16 protein-coding genes and 1 other RNA gene are annotated in these 18,663 nt (G+C 57.9%); 1 reads left to right on the forward strand and 16 read right to left on the reverse strand.

Features of this window, described 5'->3' with window-relative positions:
* Positions 1-95: 95 nt before the first annotated feature.
* The 8 genes from hybE to BS300_RS01950 form a co-directional block, all read right to left on the reverse strand.
* Entirely contained in the window at positions 96-623 is a 528-nt protein-coding gene (gene hybE, locus BS300_RS01920) for a hydrogenase-2 assembly chaperone (protein WP_071910423.1), read from the reverse strand.
* Positions 605-1,135, reverse strand: a complete 531-nt coding sequence (locus BS300_RS01925; protein WP_071910426.1) for a HyaD/HybD family hydrogenase maturation endopeptidase — start codon at positions 1,133-1,135, stop codon at positions 605-607. The genes hybE and BS300_RS01925 overlap by 19 nt, the downstream gene beginning before the upstream one ends.
* Entirely contained in the window at positions 1,135-2,838 is a 1,704-nt protein-coding gene (hybC, locus tag BS300_RS01930) for a hydrogenase 2 large subunit (protein ID WP_071910428.1), read from the reverse strand. The genes BS300_RS01925 and hybC overlap by 1 nt, the downstream gene beginning before the upstream one ends.
* Positions 2,835-4,022, reverse strand: coding sequence for a Ni/Fe-hydrogenase cytochrome b subunit (hybB, locus tag BS300_RS01935; protein WP_033115848.1), 1,188 nt, complete (start codon positions 4,020-4,022; stop codon positions 2,835-2,837). The genes hybC and hybB overlap by 4 nt, the downstream gene beginning before the upstream one ends.
* Positions 4,015-5,055, reverse strand: coding sequence for a hydrogenase 2 operon protein HybA (hybA, locus tag BS300_RS01940; RefSeq protein WP_071910430.1), 1,041 nt, complete (start codon positions 5,053-5,055; stop codon positions 4,015-4,017). The genes hybB and hybA overlap by 8 nt, the downstream gene beginning before the upstream one ends.
* 2 nt (positions 5,056-5,057) lie before the next feature.
* Entirely contained in the window at positions 5,058-6,191 is a 1,134-nt protein-coding gene (gene hybO / locus BS300_RS01945; RefSeq protein ID WP_071910432.1) for a hydrogenase 2 small subunit, read from the reverse strand.
* A 753-nt stretch (positions 6,192-6,944) separates the two neighbouring features.
* Entirely contained in the window at positions 6,945-7,238 is a 294-nt protein-coding gene (locus tag BS300_RS20975) for a hypothetical protein (RefSeq protein WP_143241680.1), read from the reverse strand.
* 184 nt (positions 7,239-7,422) lie between these two features.
* Complete coding sequence (locus BS300_RS01950; protein ID WP_033113872.1) at positions 7,423-7,611, reverse strand: hypothetical protein; 189 nt, start codon at positions 7,609-7,611, stop codon at positions 7,423-7,425.
* 276 nt (positions 7,612-7,887) lie between these two features.
* On the opposite strand from BS300_RS01950, the gene BS300_RS01955 reads away from it, so the two are divergent.
* Positions 7,888-10,269 carry a PilZ domain-containing protein gene (locus BS300_RS01955; RefSeq protein WP_071910677.1) on the forward strand — a complete coding sequence of 794 codons (2,382 nt, stop codon included), beginning with the start codon at positions 7,888-7,890 and terminating at the stop codon, positions 10,267-10,269.
* 269 nt (positions 10,270-10,538) lie between these two features.
* Here the strand turns inward: BS300_RS01955 and ffs are convergent.
* The 8 genes from ffs to BS300_RS02000 form a co-directional block, all read right to left on the reverse strand.
* Positions 10,539-10,635: signal recognition particle sRNA small type (gene ffs, locus BS300_RS01965), an RNA gene on the reverse strand.
* A gap of 102 nt (positions 10,636-10,737) precedes the next feature.
* Positions 10,738-11,526, reverse strand: a complete 789-nt coding sequence (locus BS300_RS01970) for a sulfite exporter TauE/SafE family protein (RefSeq protein WP_071910436.1) — start codon at positions 11,524-11,526, stop codon at positions 10,738-10,740.
* 88 nt (positions 11,527-11,614) lie between these two features.
* On the reverse strand, positions 11,615-13,051 hold the full coding sequence (arcD, locus tag BS300_RS01975; protein ID WP_071910438.1) for an arginine-ornithine antiporter: 1,437 nt from the start codon (positions 13,049-13,051) through the stop codon (positions 11,615-11,617).
* Between the two features lie 366 nt (positions 13,052-13,417).
* Positions 13,418-14,179, reverse strand: a complete 762-nt coding sequence (locus tag BS300_RS01980) for an SDR family oxidoreductase (RefSeq protein ID WP_071910440.1) — start codon at positions 14,177-14,179, stop codon at positions 13,418-13,420.
* Between the two features lie 66 nt (positions 14,180-14,245).
* Positions 14,246-15,166 (reverse strand): 3-hydroxyisobutyrate dehydrogenase, encoded by a 921-nt coding sequence (gene mmsB, locus BS300_RS01985; RefSeq protein WP_071910442.1) that lies wholly within the window; start codon positions 15,164-15,166, stop codon positions 14,246-14,248.
* A gap of 50 nt (positions 15,167-15,216) precedes the next feature.
* On the reverse strand, positions 15,217-16,335 hold the full coding sequence (locus BS300_RS01990; protein ID WP_071910444.1) for an enoyl-CoA hydratase/isomerase family protein: 1,119 nt from the start codon (positions 16,333-16,335) through the stop codon (positions 15,217-15,219).
* A complete protein-coding gene (locus BS300_RS01995; protein ID WP_071910446.1) occupies positions 16,328-17,125 on the reverse strand; it encodes an enoyl-CoA hydratase in 798 nt (265 codons plus the stop codon). Before BS300_RS01995 ends, BS300_RS01990 begins: the two co-directional genes overlap by 8 nt.
* A 104-nt stretch (positions 17,126-17,229) precedes the next feature.
* Complete coding sequence (locus tag BS300_RS02000) at positions 17,230-18,387, reverse strand: acyl-CoA dehydrogenase family protein (RefSeq protein ID WP_071910448.1); 1,158 nt, start codon at positions 18,385-18,387, stop codon at positions 17,230-17,232.
* Positions 18,388-18,663: the final 276 nt, after the last annotated feature.

Below are 18,663 nucleotides of genomic sequence, written 5' to 3' on the forward strand. Positions count from 1 at the left end.
CACTCAAAAAAGAGGTGGAATGCGTGTCTGAACATGGGAGTGAGGGGCCAAAATGGCCCCCTATTCTAAACTTGATTTCGCGTGAAACCTAGCGACTATGCCGGTTGACCGCGCCGGGCACCGAATAGCCGTCTGCGGCCCAGATCCACGCCGCCAGCCCCTTGCTGCACCGGCAAGGAGAGCAGCATCTTGAGGGTACTGCCCACCAGTGCGCGCCCCTCCCTGGCCCCGAGATGGGGATCGAGCGGCGACATCAGGGAGCTGGCCAGCAACTGACCACTTTCGGGCAATTCACCCACCATAAAGGTCATGTTGCCGCAGGGAAGCTGCAGGGCGAGCCGATCGCTGCTGCTGCGCACCGGCCACAATTGATCCGGCCCCGGCAGCACCACCACGCTCAACATCCAGGGGGTGAGCACGCAGCCGAGCCACTGATCTTCAAACAACGTGCACTCGGCCACAATGGGCATGGTGGCGTGATAGAAGGGCAGCGCCTGCATCTCTTCGCGAGCGATCCGCTCGTACTGGGCTACCAGCAGGGGCGCGGGATTACTGACAAAACCCGAAAACTCCTGCACGCGCTCCTTCACAGCATCAAGCTCGCTTAAATGAGACTGCGCCATAGGCCCTCCCGTGCTTGTTCAGCTTTCTCCTGCTCAGAGAGCACAATGGCGGGCGCACCAACGGCAGCCAGCAGGGTCAAAATCCGATCCGTCGCCTCACCCATGGCAGCCACCACCACAGGGGTGAGGCCGATACGCGGTTCGAGGGATTCGGGCTCGACCCCGATCAGGGTGAGCCGCTTGGGCGACTCCCCCGTCATGTGCAGCGCCGAGAGCACATCCGCCAGCCCCAGCTGATGGGGGGAGATCTTGCGGCCAAACAGGGTCGGGATCTCCTCATCCTTCAGGGTTACCACTGTGCCCGGCGGATTACCGCTGCGCACCGCATCCACCAGAATGATGTGATCGCGACTGGCCATCGCTTCGAGCAACTCCATGCCGGCGGTACCGCCGTCGAGCAGCTCGATGCCGGGGGGGAAACGGTATTCGCGCCCCAGCCCCTCAACGATGCGCACGCCGACGGCCTCATCACTCAAGAGCAGGTTGCCCACGCCCAGGATCAGGGTGTTCATCACAGCACCTTCACCTGAGTCGTTTCACCATTTTGGGTATCCACCACATGCACAGCGCAGGACATGCAGGGGTCGAACGAGTGGACGGTGCGCACCACTTCCAGCGGCTTGGCAGGGTCAGCCACCGGGGTGCCTACCAGCGATTGCTCGTAGGGGCCGGGTTCATCGTTGAAGTTGCGCGGGCCCGAGTTCCAGGTCGACGGCACCACCGCCTGATAGTTCTCGATCTTGCCGCCCTTGATGACAATCCAGTGGGAGAGCATGCCACGCGGCGCCTCTTCAAAGCCCACCCCGCGAAACTCTTTATCCGCCGGGATCTCGGCCTTGATATAGGCGGTGGTATCCCCCTTGCCGATGTTGTCGACCAGCGCCTTCCATTGATGGGACAGGGTATCTTTGAGCACGCAGCAGCGCACCGCGCGACCGATGATGCGACCCATGGTGGAGTGCAGCTGTTCAGTCTTGATGGCCGAGCCGGTGAGCGCCTTGTAGATGCCGTTCAGCTGATCGAAGTGCGCCACCGTCTCCGGGTGCTTCGCGGCCAGCTTCACCAACAAGTCAGCAAGCGGCCCCACCTCCACCACCTTGCCGTAGAAGGTGGGGGATTTGACCCAGGAGTACTTGCCGTCATCCTGCCAGCCGGTGTAATCGGGCTCGGTCTTGCCCTCCCAGGGTTTAAGGGGCTCGTCATCCTTGTACCAGGCGTGCTTGCTACTCTCGGCGATACCGTCCATCAACCAGCCATCCTGATGGCTCTCGATGGGGCGATAACCCGCCAGATTGCCATTCTCGATGTAGCCACCGGGCATCAGGAAGCTACCGCCGTTACCGTCGGTGGGAAGCTCCGGCACGCTCAGGTAGTGCTTGGCCCCCTGCCCCAGGTTCAGCCACTCGGGGTAGTGGGCGGCTATGATGGCGGCATCCACTTTGTAGACCTGCTCGATAAACTCGCCGAGCCGGTCGATAAAGCTCTTCACGTAGAGCAGCCGCTCCAGGTTGAGCACACTCGGCGCATCCAGGTTGATGGGGTTGGCCACGCCACCCACCGCCAGGTTCTGGATGTGGGGGGTCTTGCCGCCGAGAATGGCGACGATGCGGTTGGCATCGCGCTGGCACTCCAGTGCCTGCAGATAGTGGGCCACGGCGATGAGGTTCACCTCCGGGCTCAGCTTCATCGCCTTGTGACCCCAGTAGCCGTTGGCGAAGATGCCAAGCTGGCCGCTGGCTACCAGCGCGCGGATTTTATCCTGCACCCTGGTCAGCTCGTCGGCACTGTTGAGGGACCAGGTCGATACCCCCTTGAGCATGTCCGCCGCTTTTTGCGGATTGGCCTCAAGGGCCGCGGTGATGTCCACCCAGTCCAGCGCGGAGAGTTGATAGAAGTGGACGATGTGATCGTGGATGTTGTGGGCCGCGATGATGAGGTTGCGGATGTACTGGGCATTGACCGGCACCTTGGCGCCGATGGCGTTCTCCACCGCCCGCACCGAGGCGATGGCGTGAATGGAGGTACACACCCCGCAGATACGCTGCACTATCATCCAGGCATCGCGCGGGTCATTGCCCTTGACGATCTCCTCCATCCCGCGCCACATGGTGCCGGACGACCAGGCCTTGGTGACAACGCCGCCTTCGATTTCGCAGTCGATACGCAGGTGACCCTCGATACGGGTGATGGGGTCTATGGTGATACGTTGGCTCATACGTTGGCTTTCCCTCGGGCCTGATAATCTTGGTGAACACGTTCAAGTGATGGCAGTACCGGCAACAGCCGGATCAGCAGCAAATAGGCACACACTTCGATGGCAACAAAGCCAAGGGAGATCAGCACCTCCGTCGCGGAGGGGAAGTAGTGGTAGCCATTGCCGGGGTTGAAGGCGATCAGGGAGTAATCCAGTCGCCAGAGGGCTGCGCCCAGCAGCATGCTGAGGGCCCCCAGAAAAAGCATGCGCGAGTCCCGGCGGCTCTTGTCCCAGTGGAACACCAGCAGCGGGAAGATCATCAGCGCGATCTCGCTCCAGAACAGAATGGAGTAGCGGTTGAACTCGGAGAGGTACTCCGACTTGTCGTGGATGACGATCTCGGCAAAGCGCAGCGCCACAAACAGGATCAGGAAGATGTCGATCACCTGGGTCAGTTTGTAGAAGAGCGGCTTCTCGTTAGGGCCACGCCCCGCCAGCCCCGCCTGCACCAGAGAGCCCTCAAACACCACGATGGAGAAGCCCATGATGAAGGCGGTCAGAAGCGAAAAAACCGGCAGCAGCTCATAGCTTTGCCAGAGCGGATGGATCTTCTCCCCCGCCACTATCATCAACGAGCCCATCGAGGATTGGTGCATGGTGGGCAGCAGTGCCCCCAGCGCCAGAATGAAGAACATGATCTTGTTGAGTCGCGCCATGGAGGTTTTCCAGCCGAACTTCTCCAAGAGCACGGGCGCAAACTCCAGCGCCATCACCCCGATGTAGATGGTCATGCAGACCGCCGTCTCGAACAGCACCGAGGAGGTGTTGAAGTGACCGGGCAGGTAGAAGTACGGCAGGTTCCAGTAACGGCCGACGTCGATGGTGATGGAGAGGCCGCCCAGCGAATAACCGAACAGGCTCGCCAACAGAGCCGGTCGCACCAGCGGGTGATACTCGCCCCGGTTGAAGACGTAAACCGCCCAGGCCAGCGCCCAACCACCGCAGGCGAAACCGGTACCGATCAAGAGGTCAAAGGAGATCCAGAGACCCCAGGGATAACCCCCGTTCAGATCGGTCACCGAGCCCAGCCCGAAGATGAGGCGCTTGAGGATAAGCATGCCGCACAGCACCGCAAAGGGTGCCAGCACCAGCACAGGCCAGCTCACCAGCTTGCCGCCAAGGGGATGTGCCTTGTGGTTACTCATGATCCTTGCCCCCCTGTTGTTTCCCTTGATCGACCGATGTCCCCTTGCTCTGATCGTGACCATCGTGATGATCGTGGCCATTCTTGGTGTTGCGACGGATAAGCACGGAGAGACCGGTCAGCACCACCATGGGCAGCACCATCCCCTTGTAGAGGGTGTGCTGGATATGCTCCGAGCGCGCCCCGGATGAGAGCTCCGGCAGATCGGGCATGTCGAGCTTGGTGTAGGGCACCCCAGCCAGCACCAGCACCTGGGTGCCGCCCCCCTCCTTCTCGCCATAGACGTAAGGCTGGTAGTTGGGCACTTCGTGCAGGTAGGGGTCGTTGGCCTTGAGGGTCTGGCGCGGGTAGGCATATTCGCTGCCCGGGGTGGCCAGCAGGCGACGCCTGGCCTCGGCCATCAGCTCCTCGCGGGTGCCGAAGATAACGGCACCGGTCGGGCATACCTCGACACAGCCGGGCAATTTACCCTGATCAATCCGCTCAAGCCCCTTCTGGTTGCAGAGCTCGCACTTGTGGATCGCCCCCAGCGGGTTGTCGTAGTCATATTTGGGCACGTCGAACGGGCAGCCCACCATGCAGTAACGGCAACCGGTACAGACGCTCGGGTCGTAGTGAACGATGCCGGTCTTGGGATCTTTTTTAAGGGCCTGCACCGGGCAGACGGAGACGCAGTTGGGATCGACGCAGTGCATGCACTGCTTCTTGATGTAGGCATAGCCATCCACCAGCTGATCCTTGTGCTCGCCCGCGCCGCTCTTCCACACCTGAATGATGTTGTTGGTGTAGGGGCTCAGCTTGTCGTTGTTGGACCAGGTCTGCTCGCCCGCCGGATTGGCCGGGTTGCCGTTAAGGCGCTGGCACTCCGCCACGCAGGCCTGACAACCGACACAGAGGGTGGAGTCGTAGAGCATGCCAAGCGCACCGGGAATGGGTGGCTTGTTTTTGGCAGCCGCCAGGGCTGTGCCGGGCACAGTGGCCCCGGCTGCCAGCGCGCCGACGGAGGCAAATTTGAGGAAGTTGCGTCTGTTCACGGTTACTCCTCCCGTGACGGATGCTGCCCGGCTTCATGGCGCTTCTGCTGGCGACCGAGTTCACGCACCGTCATCAGACTCACCCCGACCAGCACCCCGAGGGCACCGCCGATCAGCGCGGTGGAAGTGGGAGAGATATGACCCCCCTCCTGAATGGCCACATCGGGCTTGTTGACCCTCGGGGTCGGATTCTCAACCTTGGCAAGCTGGAAGATCCCCTTGCTGAAACCGACACCCTGCTCGTTGCAGCCGTAGCAGGGATGACCGATACCAACGGGCCAGATGCCACCACCGATATCGCAGAACTCCAGGGTCGAGCAGTTGCCGTAGGTCTCCGGCCCCTTGCAGCCCAGATGATAGAGACACCAGCCCTGCCGGTGACCCTCGTCACCAAACTCCTTGGCAAAGCGGCCGGCATCGAAGTGCGGACGGCGCTCGCAGTTTTCGTGGATGAGCCGCTCATAGGCAAACAGCGGCCGATTCTTGGCATCCAGCGCCGGCAGCTTGCCATAGGTGATGTAGTAGGCAACCGTGGTGAGGAAGTTGTGGGGATTGGGCGGGCAGCCCGGGATATTGATGATGGGGGTACCGATATTGCCGAGCGCCTCTTCAAGGCTAACAGCGCCGGTCGGGTTACCGCCACTGGCGGGGACGCCGCCCCAGGCGGCACAGGAGCCGATGGCAATGACGGCAGCGGCATCGGCAGCCGCGCGGCGAATATGGTCGACGATGGGTTCACCGGCCACCATGCAGTAGATTCCACCATCCTTGAGCGGGATGGAGCCGTCCACCACCAGCACATACTTGCCCTTGTAGCGTTCGATGGCATTGTGCTTGTTCTCTTCGGCCTGATGGCCGAAGGCCGCCGAGAGCACCTCGTGGTACTCCAGCGAAATGGTGTTGAGGATCAGGTTCTCGATGGTGGGGTGCGTGGCCCGCAGCAGCGACTCGGTACAGCCGGTGCACTCCTGCGCCCCTATCCAGATCACCGGCGGCCGCTCGGGACTGGTGAGCGCAGTGGCCATCTTGGCGACGGCATTCTGACTTAATCCCAGGGTTGCGGCCATCCCGGCACACAATTTCATAAAATCACGGCGATTAATCCCATGAGCCGATAAAAAATTATCCTCGACCATTCTTCTTATTCCCGTAGTGAGCACTTGTCTGATAAATGCTTAACAGCGGAAATGCTAAGGACTCACCTACCCCTCAGTATTGATCTCTATCAATTCCACAGGGATTGAACCTATTTACAGGGCGCGTCATATCACAAACAAAAACATTTACCCCCAAAGGGATAATCATGCCTTCATGAATTTAAAGTTTTTAATTGAATATAATTTAATTAATCACGAAGCGAGCCAGGGCGAATTTTTCGATTAATGTAATCCCCGCAGCCAGATGAATAGCTGAAGAGATAACAAGAGGATGCAACAAGCGGGAAGTCGAAGTTAAAAATGCCTTATGCCATATACCTTTACTCACGATTTTGCATACATCCTTGCCATCGCCAGTTGTCATAGACCCCATGAGCCCAACACGGTGGCGGCTTGGAGTGGTTCTCCAAGTAGCACAGCAACAGGTTAATCGGTTGCATCATGAGTGATACCTTTTCGGCAGGGCAATTTCTATAAACTGCACCGACCCAACTTGATAATATATCTTCACTGGATCATTTTACGCACAATAATGCATTCCTATTCATTTAAAAACCCAAACCAATTCGACTGGTCTCGATAATGACATCGGCTTGGTGATGCGTTTTTATAGAACAAGCAAAAAAAACAGTTGCAGTTGTTAACAATACATCCATCACCATATTTACCTTGACGTCACCTACGTTAATTAACCAGCACGTAAATATGAGCACCGACACTATAAAATGATATTTATTCTTGTTTACACGGTCTCACTTGAGATGAATCAAGAAAGATAAAGGTCGATAAAAGAAAAGCCTGGGTAATGATGCCCCTGGCTTGGCTGATCAAAATCCGCTCATTTATGCCGTAGTGTTGACCATGTAGCCATTTTGCGGCGGCTCCTGCGGCAGTTTGCTCCCGAATGCGCTGAGGAAATCCTGCAACGCAACCGGAGGAGACGGCAAGCACGAGATAACCTAAAGCTGGCGACAGTAGCAGTAAAAAGGTGGAACTGATTGAAGATGATGAAACATCAGAGGACATGCATGAGCGTTACAGAGTGGAGATAGATACAGAAAAGCGGCTTGGCATGAACTTCTGCCAGTTTCACAAACATATGAAAGGGAGGCATCAGCCTCCCTTGTTATTACAACTCTCCGCTTACTTCACTACCACCAAACTCTTTACTCGTGCTTGTGGTCTTGGTGACGCTGCAGGAGCCAAAATCTTATTTGGTTGCCGGTGCTGCTTTGGCTGCCGGAGCTTTGGCATGATGTTTGGTTTTATGATGCTGTTTTTTCACGACTTTGGTTTGAGTCGCTTGCGGTGCTGCAGCCTTGGTCGGGGTAGCTGCCATGGTGAAACCAGAGGTCAGGGCGAAAACTGCAGCGACTGCCAGGGGGATGATCTTTTTCATGGTCACTTTCCTTATTAGGGTAATGGAGCCGTTCTCCATGACTTCATCCTACGACCGGGCACGACGAACTTCCGTGTGTCGTTGGTGACGATATGTATCCAAATGTACAAGTCGAACAGTGCAGCTTTATGAGATGCCGGTGGTGTTGTTAACGCACTTCAGCGAATAATGAGGAGTCGTTAGGATATGCAATACTAACAAGCGTGATTGCACCTCACTGTTACGGCAAGATAATCCGTATTTGTGCTCATAAAATGACTTTTGCGGTGGGAATACATGGATCCAGTACAGCAACAAAAGTTGATTGAACAACTCATTCCCCAGCTGCGGAAAAAGAATTTCGCAGACATTTTTGCACAGCTTACTGAGTCTGAAAGCAATAACGGGCGCTTTCTGCTCAAAATGGAGCTACAGCGCAAGTGCGCCTCCTGCCGCAGGGTCATCGATATGCGGGACGCCTTGGCAGATGAGTGTCAAGTATATGAATTTAAAAGCATGATCCACTTCATGCCGGCAGAGGCTATCAGCCTGTTCCAGAGCCAGTGCTTCATTTACCGTGATGACTACACGATGGGTGTCTACGAGGTGATGCAGCAGTGGCAAAAACAGCGGCAGCAAGCCCGGGTAAAAGGCAAAGCCACGGCGCAGGCCAACCCTTTCCAGCAATATGAAGTCAAGACTATCCCATTCGCCAGTTATTACGGCCGTCGCCAAGAGCGTATGCATATCAGCTCCCCTGTAGAAGTCAGGCTCAAGGATGGAGCCAAACTCCTGGCCAAAACATCGGATCTTTCTCCTGAGGGCATTCGTATCTCGGTGCCTTATCTACCGACCTATCAAACCGGTGATCAGGTTGAGGTCATCTTTACCGGGTTGGAGCACGACAGCGCCAATCCACTATTACAACAACCTGTGCAGTACCAGATTCTGGGCGAGGAGAATAAAGAGGGGCGATTCTGGCTAATACTGATCCGCACTGGTGACAACCCGGCCTTTGATACCTTTATCAAAGAGTTCATCAAAGCCAATAAAGGCCATCATCGAATAAGCGTCGATCACCTGCTTTCTGCTGCGATCATCAAGGGACACGAGCAGTTCTATCTACCGCGCATGACAGGTATACCACTCTTTTTTAGCTCGGGTGCAAACCCCAAGCTGGAGATAGCCCTGCGCAGCGAGAACAATCAGCACCTTCTCGAGTACTGGCGTGACGAAAAAAACCGTGACGCACTGGCTGGACTGTTTTCGGCCGACCGGATGAAACGCCTCTGCCCGGCACCGGGGGCCACCAAAGAAACGCTGCTCTACAGCTTTGCCCATACCGTGCAAAATAAAATCTACTTCTTCTCTGCCACATCAGAAGAGTTACGGCTAAGTGGTTTGACCAAACTGTTCTTTCAGGTGGGTGCCCATCGCCCCAGCTGGCGTGTCTATAAATTTTCACTGGAACTGTGTGAGTTGGCAGAAGCGGATCTGAGCCAGATTGTCGGGCTCGAAGAGTCCCAATTACATGACATCCAGTTGCTGGAGCGCATCAAACAGATAGGTTATTGCGGTTTATTGCAGGAGATCAGCCTCGATGCACAACGAGAAGAGTTCCGTCAGGAAGGGGGGACAATCAACAACCCCAACGAGTTGCAACGATTTGGTCACGAACAAGAGCCCATGCCTTTCGTGATCGAGCTGCTGCAATATGTTCAGCTACGCAAAGAACAACGCTACATCCACAAAACGGAGATAACCATCAGCCACAATGGCAGATCCTGGCAGGGCTTAACCCGCGATATCTCCGCCCATGGTATGCAAATTGAGCTGGAAGAGGCCTTTATCGGTGAGCAAAACGATGTTGTGACCATTGCCCTGCCCCGCCTGCAGGAGCTTGCCAAAACCATGGACCTGCAGCATCTGCCTTACCGGTTGGTCAGCCTCAACATGACCCGCACGGTATTGCACCTTTGCATTGAAGGGGATACCGCCCGCCACATTGGCCGGCAGTTCTTCACTCTGCTTATCGAAAGTAACCAGAAAAAGTTGAAAACAGCCCCGGAGCACCGCCGCTATCGTGGACTTGCCAGAGCTCTACGCAATATTTACACCAGCCATCTTTTCAACACCCCACTCTATGTCAACAAGCTCAATGGGAGTCCGAAGCCGGCATCTATTGGCAAATCTCTCAAACCACGTTCATTGCAAAGAGTGCTCACTGTTTGTACTGCAAATCCGGAGCATGGCAACCTCTATCCCCTGTTTCAGGGGGAATTGTTGAAAGAAGTGCTGATGACCCCGCTTCGTCATCAGGAACGAGATGACAAACCAAAGCAGGAAGAGGTCTACGTATCGTACGTGCAAACAAACTCAGGTTGGCCCCAAATCAAGAGCTGCCTTGCCAATTCGTTCGGTAACGTGCAAGAAAAGCGGCAATTTATCGAGCAGGTATTACAGCAGGGAGAGTTCTATTCAGTGCTGGTTGGCATCTCCCGTACCGGCCGACCAGACATCAATTTCGTCGCCAACGAGCTGGATACCATAGCCAAATTTGCTATCCACAAGGCCAAGAAGCTGGAAGAAGATCTATGGAGCGTGGTCGGGGTCAGTGAGCTGACTGATACGACAGAAGCAACTCTATTCCGACTTGGTATCACACAGCCATTAACCTAGCGCCCCCTGACCAAGAGGCCAAGGTGCTGGCGAACCAACAGAAGCCATGATTTCGCCACAACAGCGCAAGCCGTAAGCTTGTCTCGGGTATGCAGGGATTTTTTGATCTCTTTACGACGACCACAGGGGAGCGTGGTGACTTTCCGGTAATACCAGATGCCGTGGGGACTGAGCCAGAGATTCATCGATGAGCTCCTTGTCGTCCACACAAAGTGGATGACCAAGGGCTTTAGGAAGCTAACTTATTGAATTGCAGAAACAAGTGGTGGCCCTACCAGCCACATCCCGGCACTCGAGTCCCCCGCCTTGGCTGCTACCTTCCGGTCCTGACCAGGTCGACGGGTTATCAATGCGAGAGGACCAATAGGACCACCGGCGAGGAGAATAGGCAAACTGGGCGTTCAATGCAATGGCTTTCTGCCTTCCAACAGATCGTTTGCCTTATTTTTCAACAAACTGGCCAATGGTTCAGCTAAACAACATGAATTTCGCCCCCACCAGCAGCATCAGCAGGGCAAACGCCTGCTTGAGTCGCTGTGGGGAGAGTCTGTGTGCCAGTTTGGCCCCCACCCGGGCAAACTGGGTACTGGTGAGCACAATACCAATCAGGGCTGGCAGATAGATGTAGCCCACACTCCACTCGGGCAGATCTGCGTGCCCCCATCCTGCATAGAGATAGCTCAGGCTACCCGCCAGCGCGATCGGCATGCTGCAGGCAGCTGAGGCCGCTACCGCGTTGCGCATAGGTACGCTGTTCCAGCTCAGATATGGCACGGTGAGCGAGCCACCACCGATGCCAAACAGTGCCGACATCCAGCCGATAACGGTACCTGCAATGCCGGTACCGAGCGCTCCAGGCAGATGGCGCTCCGCTTTGGGCTTGAGGTTAAGCCCCATCTGCAGCGCCATGGTCCAGGCAAAGCAGCCAATGATGATGTTGAGGGTGCTGGCACTGAGCAGATTGGCGGTCATGCCGCCGAGCCAGGCGCCAAGCAACATGCCGGCACCGAGCCTGCGGATCATCACCCAGTCGACAGCTCCGGCCTCCTGATGGGCCCGCAGCGAACTGAAACCGGTGAAGATCATGGTCGGCAGCGAGGTGCCAAGTGCCAGATGAGTGATGATATCGGGATCGACCCCCTGTGCGTGAAAGCTCACCACCAGCACCGGGACTATGATAAGGCCGCCGCCGATCCCGAACAGTCCGGCCAGGATGCCGGCGAAAGCCCCCAGCAGCAGATAACCCATAAACAGCATAAAAATTCCTTCCGAGGCGACGCCGACCACCTGTGACACGGACGGCGTGTAAAAGAAGAGATGGCCCTTGGGCCATCTCTTGTCTCTGTCAGTTCAGGGGGATGGTGCCGTCCATCACCTTGTAGAAGGCCAGCACGGCACAACCGAGCAAGGCCACCGTCATCCCCTGCTCCAGCCGGTTGAGGCCACGCAGACCGTGGTGCTGGCGCGCCTTCCAGTAGATGAAGATACCCGGGCTGTAGAGCAGCGCCACCAGCAGCAGATACTCGATGCCAGCCGCATAAACCAGCCAGCAGCCATAGATGGTCGCCATCAGGGCCAGCAACAGATCACGCTTGCGCTGATGCGGTTGACCCTGATAGGTCTCCCCTTTCAGCGCCAGCTTGAGACCATAGGCACCTGAGAAAACATAGGGTACCAGCGCCGCCGAGGTGGCGATGTTGACCAACGCCAGATAGGTACTGTTCTGGAAGTAGATGATGATAAGGAAAGTCTGCACCAGACAGGTGGAGCACCAGAGCGATACCTGCGGTGAGCCGTTCTTGTTCTCCTTGGCAAACCAGGCCGGGAAGACCCCGGTCTTGCCCGCAATGTAGGGCACTTCAGCCGCCAGCACGGTCCAGCTCAGCAGAGCCCCCATCACGGAGATGACCAGACCGATGTTGATGAGCCAGGCGCCCCAGGGGCCAACTACTGCTTCCAGGATCATGGCGGTAGAGGGGTTCTTGAGCTGGGCCAGCTCAGGCTGGGTCATTACCCCCAGCGAGAAGAGGGTCACCATCACGTAGAGCGCCAGCGCACCCAGCAGGGCCAGCACGGTCGCACGACCGACATCCTTGCGATGGCGGGCACGGGCAGAGACCACCACGGCCCCTTCAATACCGATGAAGACCCAGAGGGTGACCTTCATGGTGGACTTGACCTGATCCATCACGGAACCGAGATCGCTGTTGCCATGACCCCAGAAGTCCAGGGTGAAGGTCTTCATATTGAAGGCAAGCAGGATGGCCACGCTGAAAACGATGAGCGGCACCATCTTGGCGATGGTGGTCACGATGTTCACTAGGGCCGCTACCTGCACCCCGCGTAGCACCAGCGAGTGTACCGACCATATCAGGATGGAAGCCAGCGTGATGGCCACCGGCGTATTGCCGTCGCCGAAGATGACGTGATCCGGCGTATCGAAGAAGTAGCTGAGCGCGCTGAACACCACGATGGCGTAGGAGACGTTGGCCAGCAGTTGGCAGAGCCAGTAACCCCAGGCGGCGTTGAAGCCGATGAAGTCACCAAAACCGGCCTTGGCGTAACTGAAGATACCGCCATCGAGATCCGGGCGACGCATGGAGAGGTTTTGATAGACCAGCGCGAGGCAGATCATGCCGACCCCGGTGATGGCCCATCCCAGAGCGACGGCCCCGGCGCTGGCATGTGCAGCAATATTCTGTGGGAGACTGAAGACCCCGGCGCCGACCATGGAGCCGATCACCAGCGAAATGAGGGCGCCAAGCCCTAGTTTCTTGTCCATCTCAATCCTGTTTAATTAGGCGGCGGCAGAGCGTCCGTATTCATACTGCGCGCGATATGGGAGGGGCTGAAAATCCGGACCCCGTGAAAAAGGCGGCAACTATATTGCATGACTATTCCGACCGCAATCCCTCGCATCGTCAAACATGCACCACCTTGACCGCGCGCAATTTTACAGCACTGACCTCAAGGGCCTGTGAGCTGGTTCAAATTAACTGAGACCCATTGATATTTCTCATATTTCTGCCGCCACAGAGCGACCCGGATGGTGCCCATGCATCGCCATTCAGTACCTTTGGAACTCAAAAGAGTGCATAAAAAAGCCCTGACCACGAGGTCAGGGCTCAATGTAAATCTTGGTAAAGGTTTACAACCGCAGACCGCCGTCAAGCTCGATCATCCGGCCATTGAGGTAATCGTTGGCAAAGATGAAGGCAACGGTCTCGGCCAGCTGCTGCGCCTCACCCAGTTTGCCGACCGGAATAGCCTGCTGCATTCGGGTCATCGCCTCCGGCTTCATCGCGGCCGTCATATCGGTGGCGAACACCCCGGGGGCGATCCCCATCACCCGGATACCGTGGCGGGCAAGCTCCCGCCCCCAGGTCACCACCAGCGAGGCCACCCCTGCCTTGCTGGCGGCATAGTTGCTCTGGCCGATATTGCCGGCACGGGCGATGGAGGAGATATTGATGATGACCCCCCCCTCCCCGCCTGTGGCCATCAATGCGGCCCCCTCGCGCCCGCACAGGAAGGTGCCGGTGAGGTTGACGTCGATGACGCTCTGCCACTGGGCCAGGCTCATCTTCTCTACAACTTCCCCCTCTTTCACCTTGAGCAACATGCCATCGCGCAGAATGCCGGCGCAGTTGATCAACCCGTGCAACCGACCAAAGTGCGCCTTGATCGCGACAAAGGTGGTCTCTACCTCCGGTTCGCTTGCCACGTTGCAGACGAAAATGGCACACCGCCCGCCACGGCTTTGCACCTCGGCCTGCGTCACGGCCAGATCGCTGGCATTCAGGTCGATCAACGCCAGTTCGGCCCCCTGAGCGGCAAGATTGAGCGCTATGGCCCGCCCCAGCCCCCGACCGGCACCGGTAATAGCGATGACTTTCTGCTTGATATCCATTCTCTCTCCTTGTGATGCCTGCGATAGCCTGAACCCAGCAAGCCGCAAGATGGTGCCCGGCGACCACTACCCCTCTCTGCCTTTTTCCAGATAAAGCCGGACGATACTGGAAAAATCCAGCTCTCCCTCTCCGTTCACCGCATGCAGATTAAACAGGTTGCGCGCAAGTGCTCCCATGGGCACGGCGCTGTGAGCATGCTCGGCCAGCGCCATGGCGAGTCCGAGGTCTTTCACCATCAGCCGGGTCATAAATCCCCCCTGATAGTTACGTGCAGCCGGTACGTTCTCCATCACCCCGGGCCAGGGGTTGTAGCGCTCCAGACTCCAGTTGTTGCCCGAGCTCTTGCCCATGATGGTGGAGAGCACTGCCGGATCCAGCCCCTCCTTTACCCCGAGGGCCAGCGCCTCGGCGGTACCCGCCATATGGATGGCAAGCAGCATGTTGTTACACATCTTGGCGATCTGCCCGGCGCCAGGGGGGCCGGCGTGGAACAGATTCTGCCCCATGCAGGCCAGTACGGACTTGGCCGCATCAAAATCCGCAGCATCGCCGCCAACAATAAAAGTGAGCGTACCTGCCGCAGCCCCTGCGACCCCGCCCGACACGGGGGCATCGATAAAGCGCAAGCCGCGTGCACGGGCCGCGCTCCCCACCTGACGGGCAGAGGCCACATCGATGGTGGAGCAGTCGATCACCAGCACACCGGCAGGCAAAGCTGCCAGCAGATCCTGCCCACCCCGCTCACCATCACTCTCGCCCAACCAGAGGCTGCGCACATGCTCACCGGCAGGCAGCATGCTGATGACGACATCACTGTCGGTCACCGCTTCGCGGGCATCTCCTGCCGCAATGCAGCCCGCTGCAATGGCTCGCTCGACACTGTGGGCAACCAGATCAAATACCTGCACCGTATGCCCGGCCTTGGCCAGATTGGCTGCCATGGGTCCCCCCATGTTGCCCAGCCCGATAAATCCGATCCTTGTCATTCTGCTTGCTCCTTGCGTTCTTGATAGCACCGCAGCTGCCAGAGCAGAGCCTAGCCCTTGCATGCCAACGGGTTGTCTCCATGGGGCCAGCGATAGAATTCGTCCAGCCAATCCCCCTCGGCAGGCTGATCCTGCCAGTGGGGATCCCTGTCCTTGTCGATAAGCAGCGCCCGCACCCCTTCCACAAAATCGCCCTTGAGCACGCAGTTGACCGAGAGAGTCAGTTCGTCGGCAAATACCTCGGCAAGGGATTGGCGGCGAGCCTGCCAATATTGGCGCCAGAGGATGGCACGGCTGATGGGACTGCCGGTGCGACAGCTCTCCTGCGCCTGGGCCAATCCTTTCTCTCCCGCCGTTTCGTCAAATCGGACAGCAAACAGCCTTGCCAATACCCCCGCCAACGTTCGCCCCGCCAGCAGGTCATCGATTTTTGGTTGATGGGGCAGCAGGATGGGCGCTGGCAATTGTGCTGCAGCATCTTTATGAAGGCCACGCAGCAGCTGATCGATCTGCTCACGGAAATCGCAACAGGCTGACCAGTCGAGTGCCGCCAACCGGTGCAGCAAGTCGGCTCGCTCGCTGCTGGCGATGGCGTGATCCGCCAGCCCAAGGCCGATGGCATCGCTCCCGTTGAAGCGGGCGCCGGTCAGACCAAGCCAGAGCCCGAGTCGCCCCGGCATCCGGCTTAAAAACCAGCTGGCCCCCACATCGGGGTAGAGGCCGATGGTCACCTCCGGCATGGCGAACAGGCTCTTCTCGGTCACCACCCGAAAATCGGCGCCGGCAAACAGACCTATCCCACCGCCCATGCAGATGCCGTCCGCCACGCAGACAAGGGGCTTGCGGTAACAGTGGATGTGGTGATCGAGCCGATACTCCTGCTCGAAAAAATCGCGGGCATATTCAAACAGTTCCGATCCGCTCACCTCCTGCTTGCGGTAATAGAAGGAGCGAATATCACCACCGGCACAGAACGCCTTCTCGCCCGCCCCCTGCAGCAGCACGCAAGCGATGGCGGGATCCTGCTCCCAGCGAGTTAGCGTCTGTTGCAGGATCTGGATCATAGGCAGGCTCAATGCGTTGAGAGACGCAGGGCTGTCGAGAGTCAACACCCCGATCTGGTGGCCATCAGCCGTTGGATGGGTTGCGATACTTACTGGCTCACTCATGGGTTGCACCATCCGGCTTTTGGTACTGCCAGTGCGGGGCGCGCTTTTCGAGAAACGCTGCCACCCCTTCCCGCTGGTTGGCATCACTAAACAGTTCGAGGAAGAAGCTTCGCTCGAGCGGCAATGCCGCATCGCGCGGGCCGCTGCGCCCCTGATTGATCAGGGTCTTGCAGGCGCGCAGGGCACTCGGGCTCTGGCGTTCCACCAGATGGGCCATCTGATGGGCTGCCTCCCACGCCTGCCCGGTTTTCACCACCTCCTCCACCAGCCCGATCTCATAGGCAAGGGATGCACTCACCTTCTCGCCACAGAGGATCATCCGCTTGGCCCAGCCCGGCCCAACCAGCTCGGTCAGACGCTGGGTGCCACCGGCACAGGGCAACAATCCCACCGAGGCTTCCGGCAACCCCAGCAACGCCTGCTGTTCGGCGATGCGGATATCACAGGCCAGCGCCACTTCCAGCCCCCCCCCCATGGCATAACCGTTGATGGCCGCAATGGTGACGCCGTGAAAACGGGCCAGCGCTTCGAATGCACGGCCAAAAGCGTCGGCCACATCGCGAGCCAGTTCGACATTGCCATCGGCAAACAGGTTGAGATCGGCACCGGCGCAGAAGAACTTCTCGCCAGCCCCGCGGATCACCAGCGCCACCACATCGGGGCGGCTGTCGAGCTCCTCCATCATCCGCAGGAAAGCTTGCAGACTGGCAAGCGTCCAGGTATTGGCGGGCGGATGGTCAAGGGTGATGTAGGCCACGTGGCCGTTGTATTCGAGCCTGATCCTTGTCATTGCGTTTGTCCTTGTCAGTAGAGCGATAGCCATGATGACAGAGTTGCATGGAACCAACCTGTGACTGGCTCACAAAGCTGGTGCCCTTGAGGTGTCATCCAGCACTACATGAGCGCCAACCCCTGCTCGGCCAGCAGCCGACGAGCGATGATGAGTCGCATCACCTCGTTGGTTCCCTCCAGAATGCGATGCACCCGGGTATCGCGCAGGTAGCGCTCAAGGGGATAGTCGCGGGTATAACCATAGCCACCAAAGAGTTGCAGAGCCTCATCACAGACCCGATAACCGACGTCGGTGGCAAACCTTTTGGCCATGGCGCACCAGGCACTCTTGTCAGGTGCCCCGCGATCCAGCTTGTCTGCCGCCTGACGCACCAGCAGGCGAGCTGCAGCCAGTTCTGTCGCCATATCTGCTAGGCGAAACTGCACGCTCTGGAATTCGCTGATCGGGTGACCAAATTGCTGGCGCTGCTGCACATAGGCCAGCGCATCGTCCAGTGCCTGCTGGGCAGTGCCCACCGAGCAGGTGGCAATATTGATGCGCCCCCCATCAAGGGCCTGCATGGCGAACTTGAATCCTTCCCCCTCTTCGCCCAACCGATAGCAGGCAGGAATGCGAACCCCATTGAAAACAACCTCCCGGGTCGGCTGGCTGTTCCAGCCCATCTTCTCTTCTGCCTTGCCATAGCTCACGCAGGGGGCATTGGCCGGCACCATAAAGGCTGAGATCCCCTTCGCACCTTCACCACCGGTGCGCGCCATCACCACCAGCACATCGCTGCTGCCCGCTCCCGAGATAAAGACCTTGGTTCCCTCAATAAGATAATTGTCACCCTCGCGCACCGCTCGGGTCTTGAGGGCCGCCGCATCGGAGCCCGCGCCCGGCTCGGTGAGGCAATAGGAGCCCAGCAGCTCGCCACTGGCCAGTTTGGGCACCCACTCCTTGGCAACCTCGTTGGGCAGCCAGCTGCCCAGCATCCAGCTCACCATGTTGTGAATGGTCAGATAAGCCGTGGTCGAGGTACAGCCCATGGCGAGGCGCTCGAAGATGAGGCTCGCATCGAGACGAGGCAATCCCAATCCGCCAAACTGCTCCGGGGTATAGAGACCACAAAACCCGAGCTCGGCCGCCTGCTTGATGGTCGGGATCGGAAACTCATGCTCCTTGTCCCAGCGCGCGGCATGGGGTTTGAGCGCCTCATCGGCAAAGGCGGCGGCCGCCTCCACATACGCCTGTTGATCATCGGTCAGGGTAAAATCCATCTTGTCGTTCGCTCCCTTGTTGCCCCACGCTTATTTTCCTGAGTTGGTGCTTTATGACGCGGCGCCCACACACTGGTCATTCGGATCTGCCACTATAGCGCTGTTGTCGTGGTAGCTGATGATGATCTCACTACCACCTCTCTATCGACATACAACAGATTAACAATTGATTTACGTTTACGCTAACGTAAACTTGTGGCAGAAGTGAAGTACAAAAATGGACCGACCACTGCCAGCCATAACGCAGAGTCAGCCGGTCGAACCAACCTTCCTACC

It is taken from the genome of Aeromonas sp. SCS5 (assembly GCF_001887375.1).
GTDB classification, from domain to species: domain Bacteria; phylum Pseudomonadota; class Gammaproteobacteria; order Enterobacterales; family Aeromonadaceae; genus Aeromonas; species Aeromonas jandaei.